At 70.1% G+C, this 21,897-nt stretch carries 29 protein-coding genes and 1 tRNA gene; 16 read left to right on the top strand and 14 right to left on the bottom strand.

Going from position 1 to position 21,897, the window contains the following annotated elements; genetic code table 11:
* Positions 1-343: 343 nt before the first annotated feature.
* From KBZ33_RS10090 to KBZ33_RS10075, 4 genes are all read right to left on the bottom strand, one after another.
* Positions 344-724, bottom strand: coding sequence for a HEPN domain-containing protein (locus tag KBZ33_RS10090; RefSeq protein ID WP_254952713.1), 381 nt, complete (start codon positions 722-724; stop codon positions 344-346).
* Positions 711-974 carry a nucleotidyltransferase domain-containing protein gene (locus tag KBZ33_RS10085; protein WP_396108308.1) on the bottom strand — a complete coding sequence of 88 codons (264 nt, stop codon included), beginning with the start codon at positions 972-974 and terminating at the stop codon, positions 711-713. Before KBZ33_RS10085 ends, KBZ33_RS10090 begins: the two co-directional genes overlap by 14 nt.
* Before the next feature lie 229 nt (positions 975-1,203).
* Complete coding sequence (locus KBZ33_RS10080) at positions 1,204-1,749, bottom strand: type II toxin-antitoxin system PemK/MazF family toxin (protein ID WP_254952714.1); 546 nt, start codon at positions 1,747-1,749, stop codon at positions 1,204-1,206.
* A 125-nt stretch (positions 1,750-1,874) separates the two neighbouring features.
* Complete coding sequence (locus tag KBZ33_RS10075) at positions 1,875-2,003, bottom strand: hypothetical protein (protein ID WP_254952715.1); 129 nt, start codon at positions 2,001-2,003, stop codon at positions 1,875-1,877.
* A gap of 229 nt (positions 2,004-2,232) precedes the next feature.
* On the opposite strand from KBZ33_RS10075, the gene KBZ33_RS10070 reads away from it, so the two are divergent.
* From KBZ33_RS10070 to KBZ33_RS10050, 5 genes are all read left to right on the top strand, one after another.
* Positions 2,233-2,631 carry a hypothetical protein gene (locus KBZ33_RS10070; RefSeq protein ID WP_255011697.1) on the top strand — a complete coding sequence of 133 codons (399 nt, stop codon included), beginning with the start codon at positions 2,233-2,235 and terminating at the stop codon, positions 2,629-2,631.
* Positions 2,632-2,693: 62 nt separating this feature from the next.
* Positions 2,694-2,924 carry a DOPA 4,5-dioxygenase family protein gene (locus tag KBZ33_RS10065; protein WP_254952718.1) on the top strand — a complete coding sequence of 77 codons (231 nt, stop codon included), beginning with the start codon at positions 2,694-2,696 and terminating at the stop codon, positions 2,922-2,924.
* Between the two features lie 4 nt (positions 2,925-2,928).
* Entirely contained in the window at positions 2,929-3,537 is a 609-nt protein-coding gene (gene folK, locus KBZ33_RS10060; RefSeq protein WP_254952719.1) for a 2-amino-4-hydroxy-6-hydroxymethyldihydropteridine diphosphokinase, read from the top strand.
* 53 nt (positions 3,538-3,590) lie between these two features.
* Positions 3,591-4,151 carry an NUDIX hydrolase gene (locus KBZ33_RS10055; protein WP_254952720.1) on the top strand — a complete coding sequence of 187 codons (561 nt, stop codon included), beginning with the start codon at positions 3,591-3,593 and terminating at the stop codon, positions 4,149-4,151.
* Complete coding sequence (locus KBZ33_RS10050) at positions 4,151-5,632, top strand: FAD-binding domain-containing protein (protein WP_254952721.1); 1,482 nt, start codon at positions 4,151-4,153, stop codon at positions 5,630-5,632. The genes KBZ33_RS10055 and KBZ33_RS10050 overlap by 1 nt, the downstream gene beginning before the upstream one ends.
* 24 nt (positions 5,633-5,656) lie before the next feature.
* Here the strand turns inward: KBZ33_RS10050 and KBZ33_RS10045 are convergent, their stop codons facing one another.
* The gene (locus KBZ33_RS10045; RefSeq protein WP_254952722.1) at positions 5,657-6,859 is read right to left on the bottom strand and encodes a DegT/DnrJ/EryC1/StrS aminotransferase family protein; all 1,203 of its coding nucleotides are present in this window, start codon (positions 6,857-6,859) and stop codon (positions 5,657-5,659) included.
* 53 nt (positions 6,860-6,912) lie between these two features.
* Complete coding sequence (locus KBZ33_RS10040) at positions 6,913-7,527, bottom strand: thioredoxin family protein (RefSeq protein WP_254952723.1); 615 nt, start codon at positions 7,525-7,527, stop codon at positions 6,913-6,915.
* A 24-nt stretch (positions 7,528-7,551) separates the two neighbouring features.
* Between KBZ33_RS10040 and KBZ33_RS10035 the strand changes: the two genes are divergently transcribed.
* On the top strand, positions 7,552-8,145 hold the full coding sequence (locus tag KBZ33_RS10035; RefSeq protein ID WP_254952724.1) for a hypothetical protein: 594 nt from the start codon (positions 7,552-7,554) through the stop codon (positions 8,143-8,145).
* A 4-nt stretch (positions 8,146-8,149) separates the two neighbouring features.
* On the opposite strand, the gene KBZ33_RS21605 is transcribed toward KBZ33_RS10035, so the two are convergent.
* Positions 8,150-8,884: a 4'-phosphopantetheinyl transferase superfamily protein gene (locus KBZ33_RS21605; protein WP_254952726.1), complete on the bottom strand. Its 735-nt coding sequence runs from the start codon at positions 8,882-8,884 to the stop codon at positions 8,150-8,152.
* A 29-nt stretch (positions 8,885-8,913) separates the two neighbouring features.
* Between KBZ33_RS21605 and fabI the strand changes: the two genes are divergently transcribed.
* Entirely contained in the window at positions 8,914-9,696 is a 783-nt protein-coding gene (gene fabI, locus KBZ33_RS10025) for an enoyl-ACP reductase FabI (protein ID WP_254952727.1), read from the top strand.
* Positions 9,697-9,751: 55 nt separating this feature from the next.
* On the opposite strand, the gene KBZ33_RS10020 is transcribed toward fabI, so the two are convergent.
* The gene (locus KBZ33_RS10020) at positions 9,752-10,354 is read right to left on the bottom strand and encodes a carbonic anhydrase (protein ID WP_254952729.1); all 603 of its coding nucleotides are present in this window, start codon (positions 10,352-10,354) and stop codon (positions 9,752-9,754) included.
* Positions 10,355-10,447: 93 nt separating this feature from the next.
* Here KBZ33_RS10020 and hisB point away from each other — a divergent pair, with 93 nt between their 5' ends.
* The 3 genes from hisB to KBZ33_RS10005 all read left to right on the top strand — a co-directional run bounded on the left by hisB (position 10,448) and on the right by KBZ33_RS10005 (position 12,907).
* Positions 10,448-11,152 carry an imidazoleglycerol-phosphate dehydratase HisB gene (gene hisB / locus KBZ33_RS10015; protein ID WP_254952730.1) on the top strand — a complete coding sequence of 235 codons (705 nt, stop codon included), beginning with the start codon at positions 10,448-10,450 and terminating at the stop codon, positions 11,150-11,152.
* A gap of 28 nt (positions 11,153-11,180) precedes the next feature.
* Positions 11,181-11,339, top strand: coding sequence for a hypothetical protein (locus KBZ33_RS10010; RefSeq protein WP_254952731.1), 159 nt, complete (start codon positions 11,181-11,183; stop codon positions 11,337-11,339).
* Positions 11,340-11,425: 86 nt separating this feature from the next.
* Positions 11,426-12,907, top strand: a complete 1,482-nt coding sequence (locus KBZ33_RS10005) for a carotenoid oxygenase family protein (RefSeq protein WP_254952732.1) — start codon at positions 11,426-11,428, stop codon at positions 12,905-12,907.
* Between the two features lie 29 nt (positions 12,908-12,936).
* On the opposite strand, the gene KBZ33_RS10000 is transcribed toward KBZ33_RS10005, so the two are convergent.
* Positions 12,937-13,101, bottom strand: a complete 165-nt coding sequence (locus KBZ33_RS10000) for a Nif11-like leader peptide family natural product precursor (RefSeq protein WP_254952733.1) — start codon at positions 13,099-13,101, stop codon at positions 12,937-12,939.
* A gap of 83 nt (positions 13,102-13,184) precedes the next feature.
* On the opposite strand from KBZ33_RS10000, the gene KBZ33_RS09995 reads away from it, so the two are divergent.
* Positions 13,185-13,481, top strand: a complete 297-nt coding sequence (locus KBZ33_RS09995; RefSeq protein WP_254952734.1) for a YciI family protein — start codon at positions 13,185-13,187, stop codon at positions 13,479-13,481.
* 37 nt (positions 13,482-13,518) lie between these two features.
* On the opposite strand, the gene KBZ33_RS09990 is transcribed toward KBZ33_RS09995, so the two are convergent.
* The 3 genes from KBZ33_RS09990 to KBZ33_RS09980 form a co-directional block, all read right to left on the bottom strand.
* Positions 13,519-14,346 (bottom strand): glycosyltransferase family 32 protein, encoded by an 828-nt coding sequence (locus tag KBZ33_RS09990; protein ID WP_254952735.1) that lies wholly within the window; start codon positions 14,344-14,346, stop codon positions 13,519-13,521.
* Between the two features lie 130 nt (positions 14,347-14,476).
* Entirely contained in the window at positions 14,477-15,124 is a 648-nt protein-coding gene (gene rdgB / locus KBZ33_RS09985) for an RdgB/HAM1 family non-canonical purine NTP pyrophosphatase (RefSeq protein WP_254952736.1), read from the bottom strand.
* Positions 15,124-16,593: a phosphoglucomutase/phosphomannomutase family protein gene (locus tag KBZ33_RS09980; protein WP_254952811.1), complete on the bottom strand. Its 1,470-nt coding sequence runs from the start codon at positions 16,591-16,593 to the stop codon at positions 15,124-15,126. The genes rdgB and KBZ33_RS09980 overlap by 1 nt, the downstream gene beginning before the upstream one ends.
* A 115-nt stretch (positions 16,594-16,708) precedes the next feature.
* On the opposite strand from KBZ33_RS09980, the gene KBZ33_RS09975 reads away from it, so the two are divergent.
* The gene (locus KBZ33_RS09975) at positions 16,709-18,250 is read left to right on the top strand and encodes a TM0106 family RecB-like putative nuclease (RefSeq protein WP_254952737.1); all 1,542 of its coding nucleotides are present in this window, start codon (positions 16,709-16,711) and stop codon (positions 18,248-18,250) included.
* On the opposite strand, the gene KBZ33_RS09970 is transcribed toward KBZ33_RS09975, so the two are convergent.
* Positions 18,196-19,203 (bottom strand): folate-binding protein YgfZ, encoded by a 1,008-nt coding sequence (locus tag KBZ33_RS09970; protein ID WP_254952739.1) that lies wholly within the window; start codon positions 19,201-19,203, stop codon positions 18,196-18,198. The two genes, KBZ33_RS09975 and KBZ33_RS09970, sit on opposite strands and share 55 nt — an antisense overlap.
* A gap of 20 nt (positions 19,204-19,223) precedes the next feature.
* A complete protein-coding gene (gene pyrE / locus KBZ33_RS09965) occupies positions 19,224-19,817 on the bottom strand; it encodes an orotate phosphoribosyltransferase (RefSeq protein ID WP_254952741.1) in 594 nt (197 codons plus the stop codon).
* Between the two features lie 136 nt (positions 19,818-19,953).
* Between pyrE and KBZ33_RS09960 the strand changes: the two genes are divergently transcribed.
* From KBZ33_RS09960 to KBZ33_RS09945, 4 genes are all read left to right on the top strand, one after another.
* Positions 19,954-20,487, top strand: a complete 534-nt coding sequence (locus KBZ33_RS09960) for an Occludin/ELL family protein (RefSeq protein WP_254952742.1) — start codon at positions 19,954-19,956, stop codon at positions 20,485-20,487.
* A gap of 9 nt (positions 20,488-20,496) precedes the next feature.
* A tRNA-Ile gene (locus tag KBZ33_RS09955) sits at positions 20,497-20,569 on the top strand.
* Positions 20,570-20,699: 130 nt separating this feature from the next.
* Positions 20,700-21,440, top strand: a complete 741-nt coding sequence (locus tag KBZ33_RS09950; protein WP_254952744.1) for a hypothetical protein — start codon at positions 20,700-20,702, stop codon at positions 21,438-21,440.
* On the top strand, positions 21,433-21,813 hold the full coding sequence (locus KBZ33_RS09945; RefSeq protein ID WP_254952746.1) for a hypothetical protein: 381 nt from the start codon (positions 21,433-21,435) through the stop codon (positions 21,811-21,813). Before KBZ33_RS09950 ends, KBZ33_RS09945 begins: the two co-directional genes overlap by 8 nt.
* Positions 21,814-21,897: the final 84 nt, after the last annotated feature.

Genomic DNA, 21,897 nt, shown 5'->3' with positions numbered 1-21,897 from the left:
CCCGTTTCATCGTGACTGCAAGAGGCGCATCTGCACCTCCGGAATGACAGCCCGTCATTCCACTCTGTTCACCCTCTGATCAGGGCATTCGGGCCTCGGGATTTACACCACGCAAAGGGACGCGGCCAGTGGAGGGCACAGCTGCCTGCCGATCCACACGTGGATTCAGCCGCCCGCCAATCCCATGGCGGCCCGTAACGCCTGCTCTAAAGCGTTCATTTCTGCAGCGCTGAGCCGAGTCAGGAGGCCTCAAAGCGCCCCGTACTCCCTCTCTCCGCCTGCCGCAACAGCGCCAGGGCCCCTCCTCCATCCGTTGCTGCCCCGCCACAGGGCACCGGCTGGCTCAGCCTGCCAGATGCAAAGCCACAGTATCGAGAAATTCCTTGACTTTCTCATTCCACTCGGCGCGATCAAGAGCCAGTGGAGGCCAATCAAGCTCGTAGCGAAACTGCACGGCGTAATCTGTCAGTCGCTCCAAATCTTCGTAGTCGTGGATAGCGGCGCCGGCATCTTTGAGCATCATTAACAGTCGAGCCAGGTCATGGCTGCGCGGTGGCAGGAGATTGAGCTGATGCAGCCAAGCTTTCAGGCCCTTTTCGGCAGCCTGTGGCAACCAAAATCCCCAGGCTGCCTCGCGGAACCGAGCCGGATCTGAACTCTCCAGAGCGGTTGCCAGGTCTGCTCTGGCCATCTTCAGGAAGCCCTCGGCTTCAGAGAGGACCATGGAGCAGCTGCCCCTCCCGATAGGCCTGCCCGATCACATGGCTCTGCCAGTGCTGACGTTCCGCCACTTCAGTTTCCGAAAACAACAGCAGATCCAGCGATACATCGACCATGGCCAGCCGGCGCCTGAGCTCACTGAGGGTGAGCCAGCGATCGTGGCTGGCCAGCCAGATGTCGGGGACCGTGATCAACAGGTCGATATCCGAGTCGGAACTGGCGTTACCGCGGGCACGGGAACCGAACAGACGCACCTGGGCCCCTGGAATGTTCGCCGATCGCCGCCGCCAGCAGGGGCAGGCGTGTCTCGATGGAGGGGACAGTCGTCGCTTCCATGGAACCAGTCTCGCAGCAGCAAGAGCTCTGGTGCGGCTCCATCACCAGGGGCCACCGTGATTTGGCTCTGCTGTGGTGCAGGCCCGTGAACGCGGGATTCGGCTGCTCGCTGGCGCCAGCAGATCCATGGCCGATCCACACGAGCCATCAGACGCCCGCCAATCCCAGGGCGGCCCGTAACGCCTGCTCCAGAGCGGTCATTTCAGCAGCGCTGAGCCGGGACAGGGGGCCGTCGCCGATGCGGTTGCGATCGAGGGCTCGGGTTTGCTCCGCCATGGCCCAGCACTCGCGCAGCAAGCGGTCGCGCGCGGGGATCAGCACCCGCAGGGCTTCGTTTTCTGCCATCAGGAAGTCGGTGGCCATCTCCCGGGCCTCCGCGCAGGCGCCCGCATCCCTAGCCAAAGCCTCTGCGGCCAGTCTCAGGGCCGCCTGCGCCCGGCCTTCCCGCGGTGGGACAGCAGGGTTTCCAAACCTGTGCCACAACCAACGGCTGTCCCGTTGCAGGGCGGCGGCCATGGCGGAGCCGCTGGCCAGCAGCTCCGCCAGGGGCCAGGCCAGCAGGCGCTGGTGCTGGGGGCCGCTACTACTGGTATCGATCAGCAGCAGATCGAGATCGCTGCCGACCCCGGCGTCACCCCGTCCGTAGCTGCCGAACAGGCCCACCCGCTCCAGGCCCGGATGCTCCGCCGCCACCTGGGCCGCCTAGGCGCGCCCCTGGCTCAGCACCTGCTCCGGCTCAGGCCAGCGCAGCAGCGATGGCGTCAACGATCGAACGTGAATGGCGCAGGCCGTCCTCGCTCTGAAGCCGCCGGTAGCCGTCAGGCTTCTGCGAAGCAGTGATGGTCGGTCGGGGCCCCATCGGCAAAACTGTCGGGCGAGCGCGTCGGGATGTAATGGGTATCGAGGATGCGCAAACGGTCCTCCAGATCGCTGACGCTGGCCGCCAACTCAGCGGCGACGGCCGGAGGCAGATCGCGCCATGAGCGCCCGAGGCCGTGGCCCCACGCCTGCTGGCCATGGGCAGGAAGGTGGGAGAGGCTGCGGTGCCCCCCGGGGGCTGGAAGAGATGCGCAAGTCCCGCTGATCAGGGGGCGGCGGCGGACCGTGGGGGTCCCAGTCAGGGGTCGGTGGAGACAATGGGCTTCGCTGATCTCCCGTCCGATGCCGCACCTTGGCGTGACCTCTCTGGTGTCCTCCGGCGCCTCCCGCCCGGGGCGGTCCTGGCTCGGGCGGAAGCAGCCCGCCCCAGGCGTCGTCCCGCTGGGGTTGGCCTTTCTGCTGCTGGGGCCGGCGCTGCCGCCCGCGGGGGCCTCCAGCCCCGACGCCTGGCGCGCCTACGACCGGGAGGTGCGCGCCGCCTGCCGGAAGGCCAGCCGGCTGGATCAGCCCCGGATGCCGGGGGAGCGGATTGATGTGCCGGTGGCCGATCGCAGGCCCGATGGCGGCACCCTCCTTATCTCCGCCCTGCTGCTGGAGGGGAGGCAGGGCCGTGAGCTCTGTCTCTTCGAGCAGCGCACCCGGCGGGCGACCGTGGCGGAGGCGGAGTTCCTCGAGCGGCTCCGGCCCAGGCCCTGATCGGCCGGGCCGGATTCCGGCCCCGATACCGTGCCAGAACGCCAGGCTCCGGTCGAGATGCCATGACCCGCCGCCCCTCCAACATTTACGAGCGTCACCACGCCCACGTCTATTGCGGCGCCGCTTCAGTGGCGCAGCCCGCCGGAGCCCGTTTCGGCCTGCCGGTGGGCCCCCATCCGCTCAGCAGCTGCCAGATCAGCTTCGGGCGGGAGGATTTCGAGGCCCTGATCCCCTGGCTCGAAACCCACCGCGGCGGTCTCACGGTGCTGGTGCATGGCGTCACTGGCGGCTGAGCCGATGCCTCCCACCACGGCGGCCCCCCCGCCTCGCCCCTCCCTGGCCATCGCCCTCGGCGCCAACCTCGGCGACCCCGCCGCCACCTTCACGGCCGTGCGGCCGCGGCTGGAAGCCGAGCTGCGGGCCTGGGCCGCGGCTCCCCTGCAGCTGAGCTGGTCGCCCCGGTTCCGCACGGCGCCGGTGGGCGGGCCGCCGGGACAGCCGCCCTACCTCAACGCCGTCCTGCTGGCACGCCCGGCCGCGGCGCCGGGGCCGGCGGCCTGCTGGCTCGATCCCAACGGGCTGCTGGCGCGGCTTCTGCGGCTGGAGGCGGCGTTCGGCCGGGAGCGCCGCGAGCGCTGGGGACCCCGCCGTCTCGACCTCGACCTGCTCTGGTGCGGGGAGATGGCCAGCCACGGCCCGGAGTTGGAGCTCCCCCATCCGCGCCTGGGGGAACGGGCCTTCGTGCTGGCGCCACTGGCGGCGATCGATCCTGACCTCCCCCTTCCCCTGGCGGCCGCCCTCACCCCCCGTACGGCCTCCGCCGGCCTGGCTGCCCTGCCGCGGGCCGCCCTGGAGCCGCCCCCCCTGCCCCTGCCGGGGGAGCCGGGCTGGCCCGAGGGACCCTGAACCGCGCCCCCAGGCCCCCGCCCGTCACACTGGGGGCCCCAATGGCCCGCCCCATGGCTCCCCTGCCGCCCCCCGAGCCCAGCACCCATCTGGAGACCATGGCCGCGCTCGATGCCCGCAAGGTGCGCTTCGAGCTGAACCGGGTGGTCCTGCCGATCGGCATCGAGGGCACCTATGGCGTGATCCGCCATCCGGGCGCCTCCCTGGCGGTGCCGGTGCTCGAGGATGGCCGGGTGGTGATCCTGCGCCAGTACCGCTTCGCCGTGGCCGGCCGGTTGCTGGAGTTTCCGGCCGGAACCCTGGAGGAGGGGGAGCAGCCCCTGGGGTCGATGCGGCGGGAGCTGGAGGAGGAGACCGGCTACAGCGCCAGCCGCTGGGATGACCTGGGGGCCATGCACCCCTGCCCCGGGTATTCCGATGAGGTGATCCACCTCTTCCTGGCCCGCGACCTCACCCTGCTGCAGGACCGCCCCCCCGGCGACGACGACGAGGACATGGAGGTGCTGCTGCTGGAGCCCACGCAGCTGGATGCGCTTCTGGCCGGCGGTGATGAGGCCCTGGACGGCAAAACCGTGACCGCCTGGTACCGCGCCCGTCAGCTGCTGGGACTCTGATGGCCCCGGAGCGCTGGCTGTTCTGGCATCGTCGCGACCTGCGCCTGGCCGACAACCTGGGTCTGGCGGCGGCCGCGGCCGCCACCCCGGCGGTCACCGGCGTGTTCGTGCTGGATCCGGCGATCCTTGCTGACCCGCTGATGGCGCCGGCCCGGGTCTGGTTTCTCTGCCAGAGCCTGCGGGACCTGGCGGATCGCTGGCAGGCGGCCGGCAGCCGCCTGTTGATCCTGAAGGGCGAGCCGGCCGACCTGATCCCCCGGGCGGCCCGGGCGGTGGGGGCCAGCGTGGTGACCTGGAACCGCGAAGTGGAGCCCTACGGCCGGGAGCGCGACCGGCAGGTGGCGGCCGCCTTGCAGGGCCAGGGCACCCGGGTGCTGGTGGACTGGGACCAGTTGCTGGTGGCCCCGGAGGCGATCAGCACCGGAGCCGGCGAGCCCTACCGGGTCTATGGGCCGTTCCTGCGCAACTGGCGCGGCCAGGTGCAGGGGCGAGCCGAAAGCCTGGAGCCGGTGGCCGCTCCCGCCGGCTTACTGGATCTCGATCCCGGCGCCTGGCCTGCGGAGCGGGCCGCTCTTTGGGCCGCCCTGCCCAGGCTCGAGGCGGCGCCCACGGCCGAGGAGCTGGGGTTCCGCTTCGCTGGTGCCGATCTCTGCCCCTGCCGCCCCGGCGAAGCGGCCGCCCTGGCCCAGCTCCAGGCCTTTGCCGATGGCGGCGTGAACGGCGGCCCCATGGCCGCCTACGAGCCGGGTCGCAACAGGCCCGGTGAGGCCGGCACCTCCGGGCTGTCCGCCGCCCTCAGTTTCGGCAGCCTCAGCCCCCGCCAGGCCTGGGCCGCCGCCCAGGCGGCCCGGGCCCTCGCCCGCAGCGAGGAGGCCCTCACCTCCATCGGCGTCTGGGAACAGGAGCTGGCCTGGCGCGAGTTCTACCAGCAGGCCCTGTTCCATTTCCCTCAGCTGGCCGACGGCCCCTACAGGCCGCAGTGGCGCCACTTCCCCTGGGAGAACGATCCGGCGCGCTTCCAGGCCTGGGAGCAGGGCCTCACCGGGCTGCCGATCATCGACGCCTCCATGCGCCAGCTGAACCAGAGCGGTTGGATGCACAACCGCTGCCGCATGGTGGTGGCGTCCTTCCTGGTCAAGGATCTGATCGTCGACTGGCGCTGGGGCGAGCGCGCCTTCATGGAACGGCTGGTGGATGGCGACCTGGCGGCCAACAACGGCGGCTGGCAGTGGAGCGCCAGCAGCGGCATGGACCCCAAGCCCCTGCGCATCTTCAACCCCTACACGCAGGCGGCCCGCTTCGATCCCGAGGCCACCTACATCCGCCGCTGGCTGCCGGAACTGGCCCATGTGGCCACCGCTGACCTGCTCAGCGGTGAGATCGCGCCACTGGAACGGCGTGGTTACCCGGAACCGATCGTCAGCCACAAGGTGCAGCAGGCCCGCTTCAAGGCCCTGCATGCCGCCCTGCCCAGGGGCTAGGCGGCAGGGGTTGCGGGCCTGGCTTCAGGCGACCACTGCCGTGGCCCCCACCAGGCGGCGCACCGCGGCAATGACGCTGTCCTGCTGCTCGGTGCTGAGTTCGGGGAAGATCGGCAGGCTGAGCACTTCGGCGCAGAGCCGTTCGGTGATCGGCAGGCTGCCGGGGGCGTAGCCCAGCCAGGCGTAGGCCGGCTGCCGGTGGATGGGAATCGGGTAGTAGATGATCGTCGTCACGCCCGCCTCCTGCAGCTGCTGCTTGAGCCAGTCGCGGCAGCAGGCCTCGGGGAGCCCGTAGCTGGCGCTGTCGGCGGCGGGGGTGCAGCGTCCGCCGCAGGCGATCGTGGCGGCCGTGCAGTGGGGCACCCGCACCACGAACTGGTTCCAGCTGTGGCCCTCCGGTCCGGGGGCCGCGGGCAGCAGGCCCGGCAGTCCGGCCAGTTCCCGCTGGTAGCGCTCGGCGATGGCCCGCCGCCGTTCCACCCAGCCGGCCAGGTGCGGCAGCTTCACCATCAGCACGGCGGCCTGCATGGCATCGAGACGGCTGTTGTAGCCGAGGTCGGTGTGCAGGTAGCGGCGGGGCATGCCGTGCACCGCCAGCTCCCGGATCCGTTGGGCCAGCGCCGGATCGCGGCAGACCACCATGCCGCCGTCGCCGGCCGCTCCGAGGTTCTTGGTGGGGAAGAAGCTGAAGCAGCCGGCGTCACCCCAGCCGCCCACCGGCCGCCCGGCCCAGCTGGCGCCGCTGGCCTGGGCACAGTCCTCGATCACCCGCAGGTCGTGGGCGGCGGCGATGGCCAGGATCCGCTCCATGTCCACCGGCCGGCCAAACAGATGCACCGGCATCAGGGCGCGGGTGGCGGGGGTGATGGCGCCCTCGATCGCGTCCGGATCGATCAGGTAGGTGTCCGGATCCACGTCCACGAACACCGGTGTGGCGCCCACGGCGCTGATCGCTTCAGCCGTGGCGAAGAAGCTGAACGAACTGGTGATCACCTCGTCGCCGGCACCGATCCCCAGGGCCCGCAGGGCCAGCACGAGGGCATCGGTGCCGCTGTTGCAGCCGATGGCGTACGGGACGCCACAGGCGCCGGCGAAGGCGGCCTCGAAGCCGCTGATGGTGGTCCCCCCGATGTACTGGCCGCTGCGCAGGACGTCCAGGACGGCCTGATCAAGGGCGTCTCCGAGCTGGTGCAGTTGCTCGCTGAGACTGAAGGGGGGCACTTGCATGGCGGCAACATTAAGCCTGCGGATCCGACCCATGGGTCCCCGCCGCCCCCGGTTCAGCGGCCGTGCCACTTGATGTTGCAGCCGATCGCCGGCTGCTGCGGTTCCGGCACCGGCCGCCCCTCCAGCAGGGCCTTCAGTGCGGCGCGCAGATCCCTGCCGTCGCAGGCGATTCCGGCACCGGGACGGCTGCCATCCAGCTGGCCTCGGTAGGCGAGCCGGTGCCTGGCATCGAAGAGAAAGGGGTCGGGGGTGCAGGCCGCTTGGAAGGCCCGGGCCACGTCCTGGTCGGGGTCCTGAAGGTAGGGGAAGGTCCAGCCGCGGGCCCGGGCCTGGGCCACCATCCCCGCCGGTCCGTCCTGGGGGTGGCTGATGGTGCTGTTGCTGCAGATGCCGATCAGGCTCGCCCGGCCGCCCAGATCCTCCTGCAAGCGCGTGAGTTCCGCCTCCACATGCTTCACGAACGGGCAGTGGGGGCAGAGGAACAGCACCAGGACGGGCCTCCCTTCCAGGGCGGTGGCGGAAAGGGGGCCACCCGTGACCGGCCGCAGCCCGGCCTGCATGGCGGCGACCGGCAGCTGGGTGCCCAGGGCCAGCATGGTGGAGGCGGTGAGGACCACGGATCTGCCGCCCTTGCTGCAGAGCGGATGGGGGGGGCGGGTAAGGATCATCGCCGTGAACGCGATGTCTGTGCTGTGCCGCCCCTCCGCCCGCTGGCCCGACGCCCGCTGGGAAGGACCCTGCTGGGGGTGCCGCTGGTGGCACTCCTGCTGGCCGGCTGCGTACCGGCCGATCAGCGCCCGAGTGGAAAGGTGTACCCCCTGCCCCGGCACCAGCCGCACGACGGGCTGGCCGTGGTGACGCGGGCCGGTGGCAAGGGCCTGCACATCTGGATCGAGACCGACACCAGCCGTCCCGGCGTCTGCCGGCCCCGCTGGCTTCCCGATGCCGCCCGGCTCAGGGGCGGCAACGGGCCGACCCCCACCAGCTTCGGACTGGCCCCACGGCAGGAGTTCTTCCTGGCCCAGGAGCGGGGGCGGGTGCGGCTGGCCCTGCGCCGCCAGGCGGAGGGTCTCTGCCGCCAACGGGCCCCCGGCAACGTCTTTGTCTGGCAACCGCCGCCCCGCACCGCGGCCCAGCACCGGCCGCCTGTGCTGCCCTTGCTGGAGGAGCCCGAACTGCTGAGCGACCCACGGGCGATCCGGCGGGCCGAAAAGACCCTGTTGGGTCTGCCGCTCACCCCCGACGACCTGGAGGAACCGGAGGAGTCCCAGCCCGGAGGCTCCTGACGCTTCAGGCCAGGGCCGCGGCGCCCACATACCCCTCCGGCAGCACCAGGGGCCAGTGGATGGGATCCGATTCCTTCCCTGCTCCGGAGCCAGGCTGTGCGCTGCCGAACAGGCCCCGCCCGGTGGCCTTGAGGCCCGCCTCCAGCCGGCACCAGGCCGCCAGGAAGGCCTCGCTGCGTCGCTCCTGCGGCAGGGCCCGGATCCGTTCCGATTCACTCGGTGGCAGACAACGGTCGGCGATGCCCTCCCACTCCGGCACCGGCCGTCGCTGCTCCACATCCACCCCCACCGGCCGCTCGAGGTGAAACCCCAGCAGGATCAGTTCCCCCGAATGGGAGACGTTGAACTGCGGGGGGATCCCCCCGCTCCCCTGACCCGCGGCCTTCTGGGCGAGCAGTTCCGGCTTGCCATGGGGCCCCGCCCCCAGCACCAGGCCGGCGGGATCGCACCCCAGCCAGCCCCCCAGGATCAGCCGCAGCGCCCCCCGACCGAGCAGGAACCGCTCCCCATCCGCCTGGCGCCGCAGCTGGCCCAGGCGTTGCCGTTCGCCTGGATCCAGCAGATCCCCCAGGGGCGCAACCAGCGCCCGGACCTGCGGCTGGCGGCGATCGAGCAGCAGCAGCAGCGGCGGAGCACCGGGTCCGGGGCAGGGCCAGGGGGGCAGCGCCTGGCCGCCGCGGGGCTCAGGCCAGGCCAGGGGAAGGAGCGCCGCGGGTACGGGAGAATCGCCGGACTGCACCCCTTTCGCCCTCCGGCGCCCTGCTTCCCATGCTCCTTGATCTGCGCGGCAAGAAGGCCCTCGTCACCGGCATCGCCAACAACCGCTCGATCGCCTGGGGCATTGCCCAGCAGCTGGCCGCGGCGGGCTGCGAACTGGGCATCACCTACCTCCCTGACGATCGGGGCCGCTTCGAGGGCAAGGTGCGGGAGCTCACCGCGCCCCTGAACCCCACCCTGTTCGAGCCCCTCGACGTGCAGAACCCGGCCCAGATTGAGGCCCTGTTCCAGCGCGTCTCCCAGCAGTGGGGCTCGCTGGATGTGTTGATCCATTGCCTGGCCTTCGCCGGCAAGGAGGAGCTGGTGGGCGATTTCAGCGCCATCAGTCCGGAGGGCTTCGCCCGGGCGCTGGAGGTGAGCGCCTATTCCCTGGCGCCGCTGTGCCGCCACGCCAAGCCCTTGTTCAGCCAGGGGGCCAGCGTGATCACGCTGAGCTACCTGGGCGCCGAGCGGGCGATCCCCAACTACAACGTGATGGGCGTGGCCAAGGCGGCCCTGGAGGCCTCGGTGCGCTATCTAGCCGCCGAGCTGGGCCCCGAGCAGCAGGTGCGCGTGAATGCCATCAGCGCCGGCCCGATCCGCACCCTGGCCAGCTCAGCGATCGGCGGCATCCTCGACATGATCCACAACGTTGAGGCCAAAGCCCCCCTGCGCCGCACCGTCACCCAGGACGAAGTGGGGGCCACCGCCGCCTTCCTGGCCAGCCCCCTGGCCAGCGGCATCACCGGCCAGGTGATCTACGTGGATGCGGGGTATTGCATCACGGGGATGTGATCGGCTCCACTTCTGAAGCCGAAGAACCAACATCTGATGTGTCGGTCAATTCCGCTCACCCCTGACGCATCGGCATCACGGCACCCATCCATTCAATGCTGGTGGTGTGCAGGTTGTAGAAGGCCGCTTCCACCTGCAGGCGGCCGGACCTGAGCCTGTCGGTGAGCATGACGCTGGAATCGACGAGGTTGCGGGCGGCATTCAGGGTGTGGTGGCGGCAGGCCTCTTCCAGGTTGTCTTCGCCGCCCAGGCTGAACAGCTCCATGCGCAGCTGGCCCACCACCTGGGCCAGGCTCGGCGTCAGGCTGAGTTCCCGGTCGAAGGCCGCCGCCACGGCACCGCAGGCGGCGTGGCCGAGCACCACGATCACCGGCACCTCCAGGTGGCTGACGGCGTATTCCAGCGAGGCGATCGCGGCCACGGTGCTCATGGTGCCGGCGTTGCGCACCACGAACAGATCGCCGAAGCCGGTGTCGAACAGCAGCTCCACCGGCACCCTTGAATCGGCGCAGCCCAGCACGGCGGCCACCGGGCTCTGGCCCGCTTCCACCTCCAGCATCCGCAGGCGATCGCTGTGGGGGTGGAGCGAATGGCCGTCGAGAAAGCGCTGGTGCCCGGCGCGCAGCTGGTCGAGGACGGCACCGGGACAGGTGGGCATCGGGCCACACCACCATCCCGGGCGGCCCCGTGCCGTAGCGCTGCACACCATGTGGGCGTCCGGCCGCCGGGGTGTGGCCTTTGGGGCTTTGGCATGATTCGGATCAGGCCTGTCGCCTTCGCCCGCGTGACCATCAGCTCTTCGCAAACCGGCCCACCGCGCACAGGCCCTCCACGCACCGGTGAGATCCATCGCGTCACCGGCGAGACGGATGTGCAGGTCACCCTCGATCTCGATGGCACCGGTTGCTGCCAGGTGGCCACCGGTGTCCCCTTTCTCGACCACATGCTCCACCAGCTCGCCAGCCACGGCCTGCTGGATCTGGAGATCACCGCCAGGGGCGACACCCACATCGACGACCACCACACCAACGAGGACGTGGGCATCGCCCTGGGCCAGGCCCTGGCCCAGGCCCTGGCCGACCGGCGGGGCATCCGCCGCTTCGGCCACTTCCTGGCCCCCCTTGATGAGGCCCTGGTGCAGGTGGCGCTCGACTGCTCCGGCAGGCCCCATCTCAGCTACGACCTGGCCATCCCCGGCCAGCGCATCGGCACCTACGACAGCGAGCTGGTGCGGGAGTTCTTCGTGGCGGTGGCCAACAACGCCGGCCTCACCCTCCACATCCGCCAGCTGGCGGGGGTGAATTCCCACCACATCGTCGAGGCCTGCTTCAAGGCGTTCGCCCGGGCCCTCGATCAGGCGGTGGAGATCGATCCCCGCCGCGGCGGCGCCGTGCCCAGCAGCAAGGGGGTGCTGGAGCGGGCCGGTGCTGGAGGCAATCCGGCTGGTGGCGGCTAGCATTTTTTTTGTGATCCGTCCAGACCCCATGCGACCTCTCCTTGTGCTTGTGGCCGGCCTCGCCGCCACCATCGCTGCTGCGGCTCCTGCCCAGGCTGCCGATTGCCTGCCGAGCGTCGCCGCGTCAGCCCCTTGTGCGGTTTCCCAGCCCCCCTGCCCGGCGGTGGAGCTGCCCTGCCAGGCCTGAGGTCGGGACGGCCGCCCACACCTTCACACTCCGTTACGTGATAATCGGATCAGCGCCCGGCGCTGTTTTTCCTGTGGGCTGACCCGATGACCGTTGCTTCCCCTGCTGGCGCGTCTTCGCCTGCCTACGACCGCTCCGACTGGGCCAGTTCCTTCGGCAATGTCAGCGAGGAGCTCACCGACGTTCCCCTTGCGGCCACCCGGGGCACCATCCCCGCCGAGTTGGGCGGCACGCTCTATCGCAATGGACCCGGCCGGCTGGAACGGGGCGGCCACTGGGTCCATCACCCCTTCGACGGCGACGGGATGATCACGGCTCTGCGCTTCACGGCGGGCGGCGCCCAGCTCAGCAATCGCTTCGTGCGCACCGAGGGCTGGCTGGCGGAGGAGAAGGCCGGCACCTACCTGTACCGGGGTGTGTTCGGCACACCCAAGCCGGGCGGCCCCTTGGCCAATGCCTTCGACCTGCGGCTCAAGAACATCGCCAACACCCATGTGGTGCGGCTCGGCGACCAGCTCCTCGCCCTCTGGGAGGCCAGTTCTCCCCATGCGCTCGATCCGCTCAGCCTCGAAACCCGGGGCCTGACCCTGCTCGATGGGGTCCTCAAGCCCGGTGAGGCCTTCAGTGCCCACCCCCGCTTCGACCCCGGCCACCACGGCGCCACCCGGATGGTCACTTTCGGCGTCAAGGCCGGACCGCGCAGCACGGTGCGGCTGATGGAGTTCGCCGCTGAAGGTTCTGAGGCGGGCACCCTGCTGGCCGACTCCAGCCACAGCTTTCCTGGCTTCGCCTTCCTGCACGATTTCGCCATCACCCCCAACTGGGCGGTGTTCCTGCAGAACGCGATTGATTTCAACCCCCTCCCCTATGTGCTCGGCCGCAAAGGGGCCGCCCAGTGCCTCAAATCCCGCCCCGGCGCCCGGGGCCAGTTCTGGTTGATCCCCCGCCAGGACGGGGCCTTTGCCGGCCAGGAGCCGCGGGTGCTGGAGGCGCCAGAAGGATTCGTGTTCCACCACCTCAATGCCTGGGAAGACGGCGATGCTGTGGTGATTGACAGCATCTTTTACGCCGATTTCCCTTCCATCGGCCCCGACCAGGACTACAAAGAAGTGGATTTCGATCGCATCCCGGAGGGTCTGCTGGAGCGCTGCCGTCTCGATCTGGCCAGCGGCACGGTCACGTCCAGCCGGTTGAGCGAGCGCACCTGCGAATTTGCCATGGTGCCCCCGGGCCGGGTGGGGCTCGAGAGCCGCTACGCCTGGATGGCGGTGGCCGAGCGGGAACGGGGCAACGATCCGCTCCAGGCGCTGATGAAGCTTGATCTCCAGGGTGGGAAGACGCGGGTCTGGAGCGCGGCGCCGCGGGGATTTGTCAGTGAGCCGATCATGGTGCCGCGTCCCGGCGCGACAGCTGAGGATGACGGCTGGGTGCTCGGCCTGTTCTGGAACGGGGCCCGCAGCGCCAGCGATCTGGTGGTGCTGGATGCCGCCACCATGGAGGAGCAGGCGTTGGTGGAGTTGCCGCTGGCGATTCCCCATGGCCTGCATGGCAGCTGGGTGGCGGCCTGAGCCGGCCCTGGATCAGGGCCGGCCTCAATTCAGCCGCGTTCGGCCCGGTTGAGGGTGGCAGGCGAGAAGAGGTGACCTTCGCTCAAGGCGATCGCCACCACGGCATCGGTGTCGGCAGCGGCGTCCACCCTGGTCTTGAGGGCTGGATCCGCTGCCACCTTGGTCAAAAAGGCGTTGAGCTGAGATTTCGACATGGGATGTTCCGTTCATTCGTCCGTCTCCTTCCTACTCCCTCTGTCTGGCGGGGGCGGTTTCATGCTGCTGTCAAGCTGAAGCCATGGCCTGGTTCATCAAGACGGAATCCTTCTGCCAGCCCCGCGCGTTGGTGACCCCCCATCTCAGGGAGCATCTGGCCTGGGTGGGGGAGCTCCGGAATCGCGGCGAGATTGTCAGCAGTGGCTATCGCGTGGATGCGGCAGGTCAGCCCGGTGGCGGTGGCCTGATGATTTTTCAGGCTGAGGACTATGCGGCTGCGGAGGCGCTGGTGTCGCAGGATCCGCTGATTCTCAGCGGCTGTGTGACCTGGCAGCTCCAGGGCTGGATCCCTTCCGTCGGCGACATCCGGCTGGTCTGACCACCCCAGGGTCGGCCCTGGCCCCCGCCCCAGTGGCTCAACCACTGGGCCTCCAGGCCGCCAGCAGGGACCGCGCCGCCCGTGATAACTGGCGCAGGCCACTGATCAGGGAGAACATCCACGACAGGGGCCATTTCTGCCGGATGAGAGGGGCTGTCTGGAGGGCGTAACTCGCATAGAGTTTTTGATGATGAACGACATCACGGCCAGTGGAGCCGAAGACGCTGTAGGCGATGTCGAAGTCGCGTTCCATGACAGCAACACGATGGGGATGCTGATCGATCACTTCGAGGATGGCCTTCGTGTAGGGCTCTTCGCCGGTGGTGTGAATCACGGCGGACCAGGAGTTGCGAACGTATCTGAAGGCATCAAAGTCGTCGATGCGTTTCAGAACGGTGGCGATGACAGCGGCCAGGAAGGGATGACCCGGGGAGGCCATCAGCACCCATTGCTGGAACGAGCGAAAGCCTCCCAGCTCGGGGTGGCTTCCCCAGCCGGCATGGGCACTGCCTTCGGATTGATCCCATTGGGATAGAATGTATTCATCGCTGGGAAGGATGGATGCAAAAATCGGCCTGCGCACATCGGCTTTGACATCGAGATAAATCCCTCCGCAGGCGTAGATGCAGAGGTAACGAAAAAGATCAGATCTGGCTGCTGCGAAGGTTGGATTGATGCGGTTGTAGCGCTCGTAGACATGGTTCCCGAAATTGTCCTGAATAAGCCTGGAGATCTCTTTCTTCTCGTAGAAGCGATACTCGCGATTGCTGTTCATGGCTGCAATGGCTTTGCAGTTATCTTTCAATGCGTCCGGGAGTCTTTGGTAGACATCAAATGTCTGGTGAATGATCTTGGGAATCGGCATCGGCCTTGGCCTGAAGGCCGACGAATCATCTCCAGAACGATACACCAGTGCACTGATTTAGTCTGCAATGGGATGGCTGGATTCGTAATTTTTTGTCCAGTGAAAACGTTCGCCTGCGGGACGATAGGCGTCAGCGGGCCGGTGGTGTCAGCAGCTCCCTCAGCTCCGGCTCCAGCTGGGTGAAGGCCCTGCCCCTGTGACCGATCCGGCCCTTGAGGCCCTTGTCCATCTCGGCGTAGCTGAGGCTTGCCTCCGGCACGAAGAACACCGGGTCGTAGCCGAATCCGCCGCTGCCTCTCGGGGCCTCCAGGATCACCCCCTCGCAGCGGCCCTCCACCTCCAGACGGGTCGCTCCGCTGGGATCGGCCACCGCCAGGGCGGCCACGAAGGCCGCCCGGCGATCGGATGGCAGGCCCTGCTGCTGGCGCTGCCGGTCGGCCTCGCCCAGTTCCTTCAGCAGCCGGGCGATCCGGGAGGCGTCGGTGTCGGCATAGCGGGCCGAATGCACCCCGGGGGCGCCGCCCAGGGCCGCCACCGCCAGCCCCGAGTCGTCGGCCAGGGCCCAGTGGCCGGTGGCGCGTGCCACCGCCTCGGCCTTCAGCCGGGCATTGGCGGCGAAGCTGCTGCCCGTCTCCTCCACCTCCAGGCCATCGGGCTGGGGCCGCACCGCCAGAGGCAGAGAGGCCAGCAGATGGGCGAACTCCCTGATCTTGCCGGCGTTACCGCTGGCGATCACCAGCACGGTGGGCGTTGCAGTGGGTTCAAGTGGGTCGGCCATCAGATGGCCTCCGCCAGCTGCCCTGCCCAGGCGAGCACCGCCTGCACCCGATCGCTGTCGGGGGCTTCGCAGTAGAGGCGCAGCAGGGGCTCGGTGCCGGAGAAGCGCAGCATCAGCCAGTGGCTGGGACCCATGCGCAGCTTGACCCCATCGGTGCGGTTCACCTCCAGCACCGCGGCACCGGCCACCTCCTGGGGCGGATCCTGAGCCAGCAGCGCCTCCAGCCGGCTGCGGCTGGCCATGTCCGGCAGGCGCAGGTCGAGGCGGTCGTAGACGCTGGCGCCACCGCAACGCTCCTGCAGGGCTTCCAGCCGGGCACCCAGGGGCCGCCCCCCTTCCACCAGGGCCTCGATCAGCAGCAGGGCCGCGAACAGGGCATCCCGTTCCGGCAGGTGGATGCCGAAGCCCACCCCGCCCGATTCCTCTCCCCCCACCAGCACCTCGCCGCTCAGCATCTCGGCGGCGATGTACTTGAAACCGACGGGCATCTCGATCACCTCCCGGCCCAGATCCGCCGCCACCAGCGCCATCAGGTCGGAACCGCTCACGGTCTTGATCACGCGGCCGCCCAGCCGGCGGGCCCTGGCCAGATGGTCGATCAGCAGGGGCATCAGCAGCTGGGTGCTGCAGAACCGGCCCTGCTCGTCCACCGCGGCGATGCGGTCGCCGTCGCCATCGAAGACGATGCCCACCGCCGGTCTTCCCGCCGCCGTCTCACGGCGCACGTCGGCGATCAGCTGTCCCAGGTAGGGCGCCAGCGGTTCGGGCGGGTGGCCGCCGAACAGGGGATCCCGCTCACCCCGGATCTCCCGGATCACGCCGGCGGCGGCGCCCGCCTCGCCCAGCAGGGCCGGCAGCCCCCCGGCGGCCGAGCCATGCATCGGATCCACGATCACCTGCAGGCCGGTGGCGACCAGGCCCCGCACCAGGGCCGCGGTGTCGACCTTGGCGCTGAGCCCGGCCAGGTAGGTGCCCATGGCATCGAAGCGCTCGGTGTCGCCGGGGATCGGCACGCTCAGGCCCCCGGCCGCCAGGCGCCGCTCCACCCGGGCGGTGAAGTCGCCCTCCACCGAGCCGCCGAAGGGGCCCTTGATCTTGAGGCCCAGCCATTCCGGTGGGTTGTGGCTGGCGGTGATCACCAGGGCCCCCAGGGCCTTGCGTTCCACCACCGCCCAGCTGCAGGCTGGCGTGGGCACGGGGCTGGCCGCCAGCAGGGGCACCAGATCGGCCCCGCGCACGGCGGCGCCGATCGCCTCGGCCAGTTCCGGCGCCAGGAAGCGCCGGTCGTAGCCGATCACCACCTCCCGGCTGTCCAGGCCCGCCGGGGCGCTGGCGGCCAGCTCCCGGGCAGCAGCGGCGGCCACCGGCAGCAGGCGCTCCATGGTGATGTCCACGCCGAGGATGCCCCGCCAGCCATCGGTGCCGAAGTGGATCGGTCCGGCCTCAAGGGGCAGGGGGGCGGAGGCCATGGCGCGGCGCGGACGCAGGGGAAGGGCACGCTGGTCGTAGCAGGTTGGCCCCTGCGGTTGGTCGTTGCGGGTGCCGGCCTGATGGCAGGCCACCGGCCCCCCTAGCCTGCAGCCCATGCCCCAGTCCTCGGACGCTCCCGTGCTCACCGACCGTCTGCTGCGCAGCTGGGTGCGCTGCCGGCGGCGGGCCTGGCTGGATCTCCACGGTCCCTCCGAGGAGCGGTCGTGGAGCGCCCATCGCGCCCTGGCCCTCGACGACCAGTTGCGCAGTTTCCAGAGCCTGCTGCCCCAGCGCCCCGGCCACGGGGAGGCGGCCTGCCACGCCGGCGCGCCCGGTGTGGTGGGTCTGCGGCTGGTGGGAACCGGCCCCCGGGGGCTGCGGCTGGAAGCCCACCCGAGCCTGCTGGAGCGGGTCGAGGAGCCCAGCCGCTGGGGCACCCACAGCTACCGGCCGGTGCTGGCCCGCCAGGGCCGGCGCCTCACCAGGGAGCACCGCGTGTTGCTCGCCCTCTGGGGGCGATTGCTGGCGGAGCACCAACGGGCCCCCGTTCCCCATGGCCTGGTGGTGGCCGGGGCCGACCGGGGGTTGGAGCGGGAGCGCCTGGCCCTCGGGGGCTCCCTGCAGCGTCAACTCGACGAGAGCCTCGAGCGGCTGGCCCTCGAGCTGGTCCGCCGCGAGCCGCCGCCCCTGGTCAGCGATCGCAAGAAGTGCACCCTCTGCAGCTGGCGCGGGGCCTGTGACCGGGTCGCGGCCGCCGAGGGGCACCTGAGCGAGGTGAGCGGCATCGGCGGTAAGCGCCGCGAGCTCCTGCTGGCGCTGGGCATCACCAGCCTCGACCAGCTGGCGGCGGCCGATCCGGATCGCCTGGCTGAGGACCTGGCCGTCCACAGCGAGCAGCACCGGGAGGTGGCCCCCAAGCTGGTGGCCCAGGCCAGGGTGCAACGGCAGGGCGTGCCGCAGCGCAGCGGCGAGGCGACCGGCCCCGCCCTGCCGGAGCTGGTGGCGGCCCCCGGCGTGCTCCTTTACGACATCGAGTCCGATCCCGATGCCCGTGACGACTTCCTCCACGGCCTGGTAAGGCTGGAGCGCGGCCCGGACGGGCGCTGGCCCGGGGCCCCGGGACCGGGGGAGACCCTGGGCCGCTACCAGCCCCTGCTGGCCCTGCACGACCATGGCGAGGCGCTTCTCTGGCGGCGCCTGAGCACCCTGCTGGCCCGCTATCCCGACTGGCCCGTCCTCCACTACGGCGAGACCGAATCGGTGTCCCTGCTGCGCCTGGCCGAGCGTCAGGGGGCCAGCGAGGCGGAGCGGCAGCGGCTGCGGGCCCGGCTGGTGGACGTGCATCAGCGGCTGCGTCGCCATTGGCTGCTGCCGGTGAACAGCTACGGGCTCAAGGCCGTGGCGGGTTGGCTGGGCTTCAGCTGGAGCCAGAAAGGGGTCGACGGCGCCCGCTGCCTGCTCTGGTGGCGCCAGTGGCGGGAGGGTTCCGGCGGGCCGCGGCGTCCGAGCCGGGGCGCCCTGGGCCGCAAGCTGCAACGGATCTTCCGCTACAACCAGGACGACAGCCTGGCCACCTGGGCGGTGGTGCGCTGGCTGCTGGATCAGGACGCCCTGGCATCCCCGGAACCGCCCCCAGCGCCGACTGGCGGTGGCTGAAAGGCGGCCGGAATCGAGAGTTGCAGCCGGACGCCGGGGTCAGCCCCTGTCAGCAGCTCGGGCGCCTGCAGCCAGGCCCGTCGCACCAGGGCCAGGCCGATCCATCCCTGGCCCCCAGGGAGTTGCAGGCTGGAGCTGATCACCCCGGCGCGGCCCCCTGCCCCATCGTGCAGCGGCGTGCCGGCGGCGACGGCCTCGGGAAGGACAGCCTCGCCAGGGACAGCCTCGCCAGGGACAGCCGTGGCCTGCCAGCGCCGCAGTTGCTGCTTCACCCCGTCGTAGGTGGCGAGCTTGGCAAGGGTCTCCTGGCCTACGTAGCAGCCCTTGGTCAGGCTCACCCGCGCCGCCAACCCCAGTTCAAACGGATTGGTGTCCTCGTTGATCTCCCCCGGCACCGCCGGCAGGCCCTGCTGGAGCCGCCAGCGTTCCGCCTCCTGCGGCTCCAGGGGGCGACGCTCAGCCAGCCAAGGGGGGCACGGGGCCTCGTCCGGCAGCAGCAGGGCGTCCCCCAGCCGCCAGCCCGACGAGCCCTCGAGCGCCGCCCAGGTGCCGGTGGGCGTGGCGTCCGGCCCCGCCGTGCCCAGGGGCTGATGCAGGGTGGCCGCTGTCACCGGCCCCAGCCGCACCTTGTCGGCCGGAAACAGCACCCGGTCGAGGGCGAGGCGCACGGCTTCGGGATCCCCAGCGATGATCACCAGCCAGGCCCCGTCGGCGTCCACCAGGACCTCCGCCACCGCCCGCAGGCGGGCCGTGGGACCAATGCAGCAGGTGCCGAGCCACTGGCCGGGTCGGGCGGCTTCGAGCGCCTGGCTGGTCTGGCCGTGCAGCACCCGCAGGGTGTCGGGACCGTCGAGGCGCAGCAGCCCCACCGGCCGGGACCAGCGGCTCAGGGCCGGTGGCGCCCAGTCCCAGGGATCGGCCGCGGCGGACGTCGGCAGGGAAGAGGAGGTCATGGCGTCGCTTGGGGCGGGGTTCAGCCTGCCGCGCCGTCCAGCCCGGTGGCCGTGGCGGCCACCTCCTCGAGCAGGAACAGGCTGCGCAGGTCGAGGCCGGCGTCCTGCATCGCCTCGGCTCCGCCCTCCTGGCGATCAACGATGGCCACGACCCGGTTCACCAGGTATCCCGCCTCCTGCAGCTGGGTCACGGCCTTCAGGGCCGAGCCGCCGGTCGTCACCACGTCTTCCAGGACGGTGATCCGGCTGCCGGTCGGCGGCAGGGGGCCCTCGAGCCAGGCGCCGGTGCCATGGCCCTTGGCCTCCTTGCGCACGATCAGGGCATCAAGGTCGCGGCCGGCGAGGGCGGCCTGGATCGCCACGGCGCTGACCAGGGGATCGGCCCCCAGGGTCAGCCCTGCCACCGCGCTGGCCTCGGCCTCCACCTGCTCCAGCATCAGGCGGCCCAGCAGGGCCAGGCCGATGCCGCTGAGGCTCACCGGCTTGCAGTTGACGTAGTGCTCACTGCGGCGGCCCGAGGCCAGGGTGAAGTCGCCCAGCCGGTAGGCCCGCTCCGCCAGCAGGGCGAGCAGGGCGGAGCGCTGTTGGCTGGGGCTGGTGGGCAGGGAGACCATTGGTGGTGACGAAGCGGCGAGACGGAGACGGAGTGGCGTGGAAGCAGCGGCAGCTGCGGCCGGAGATGGATGGTGAAGAGCGTCAGAGGTCGCTAACCTGCCAGCAAATTGCCCCGGAGCTGGGGCCGCATGATCCATGACAGCACCGATCCTGGCAGTGCCCGCCTCCCTCGCTGCACCCGTTTTGGCGCTGGTGCCGTTTGCTGCGGTGTCCCTCCTGGCTCCGGCCATCGCCGGTCCGGTGCTCTGCACAACCACCCTCGAAGCACCCATGCCCGCCTCGGCCGGCACGGGTCCGGTGGAAGTCACCCGCTGCGGCGTGACCAGCTCGGCCCCCGAGGTGATGGAACAGCGCTTTTACAGCTTTTCGGCGCCTTTCGCCCGGGGCGTCAACCTTCTGCATCAGATCACCGATCCCCTCGGCCTCTCGATCCCGGGCCGCGATGGGGGCAGGATCGTCGCCTTCGGTTTCCCTGACCAGAACATCATCTGGGATGGCACCGCCATCCAGAACACCGCGGCGGTGATGATGAGTGAGCAGAGCGGCCTGATGCCCCTGCGCACCGCCGACATCACCAATGGCTTCAGCACCAGCCTCGGTGCTGGGCCCAGTGACGTGTGGCCGTCCGCCAGCACCACCTGGACCGCCCCCATCCGGGGTCTTTGGTAAGCGGCCTCGGGGGGTCTAGCAATCTGGTGAATGCAGCGAACTCATAATTCGCCTTAGCCGGGTTCGATCCCCGGGACCCCCATCACCAAAAACCCAGTCACAGACGAGGTTTTCAGCCAAAGCAGAGCAACGACGAGAGTCCTTGCTAGGCACCGATTAGGCACAGATCGGCCCGTTTTGGGCGAGAGCAGGCACGCTTCTAGGCACGCCTCATGGCCGGCCGGGACCCCTACCTCACGCGGATCAACCGGGCCTTGAGAGACCTGGGCTCCAGTGTCAGTCTCGAGGTTTCCCCGTCCGGGGCGAAGCTGAGGCTGCGGGCCAGCCTGCCGTTGCCTGATGGCACCTGGAAGCAGCGGCGCATCACCACCGCCTTCCCGTATCCGTCCGGTGTCGATCAGGCGCGTGAGCTGGCCGAGCAGCTTGGCAAGGATCTGGAGCTGCACCGCAGGGGGCTGGAGACCTTCCCCTTCGACCGGTGGCTGCAGGCCACCCAGATGGTGGGCCCCACGACCGACGGAATCAGCGGTCTTGAAGCCCTGCGGCGTACAGAGGCCTGGTGGATCCAGCAGCGCAAGCGAGGCCCCAGTGCGGACGTGACCTGGGCCACCGCCTACGCAGGCCCGCTGAAGCCCCTGCTGCCGCAACGGGACGTGACTTTCGACACCCTGCGTGCCCTTGTGGCGTGCAAGCCGATCGGCAGCTGCAGCCGCCGCAAGGCGGCCCTGGCGGCAACCGCCGTGGCCCAGGCCCTGGAGATGGGCACGGATGCCGTGCAGGAGCTAAGGGGCCTGGGGAAGGGACACCCCGCTGAAGGATGCGGCGCCGCGCCACCTGCCTGCCGACGAGGAGATCGTGGCGCTGATCGATGGGCTGCCGTCGGGGTGGCAGTGGGTTGCGGGGATCTGCGCCACCTACGGCGCCCGGCCCCACGAGGCCCTGCTGATGGCTGATGTGGAGAGCAACGGGCTGGTGGTGATCCGGGGCGGGAAGACCGGCGCCCGGCAGGGCCTACCGCTGCCGAAGGCATGGATCAGCCGCTGGGGGCTGCAGGACAAGCGCCTGCCGGCGATCAATCTCGATCGCGACCACCGCACGGTCGGCTCCCAGCTGGGGGTGGCCCTGCGCCGCCATGGGGCCCCGTTCCTCCCCTACGACCTGCGCCATGCCTGGGCGGTGCGGGCGATTCACAACCCGCAGATCAGCCCGTCCCTGGCGGCCAAGAGCCTCGGGCATTCCCCGAGCACGGAAAGAGCACTCAGCTCATGTAATACCAGTACAGAGCCCCAGGGAGCCTGTCTCCCCCGAGGGCTTAGCTGGCTGTGAAGTCGATGATGGGTGATGGCGTGCAGTGCTGACTTTGGAGAGCCACCTCGGCGAGCTGCAGGAAGATGCAGGAAGGTGAAGGCT

Origin of the sequence: Cyanobium sp. Cruz-8D1, from assembly GCF_024345975.1 — a bacterium.
GTDB lineage: Bacteria > Cyanobacteriota > Cyanobacteriia > PCC-6307 > Cyanobiaceae > Cyanobium.
This window is presented reverse-complemented; position numbering and strand designations above follow the sequence as displayed.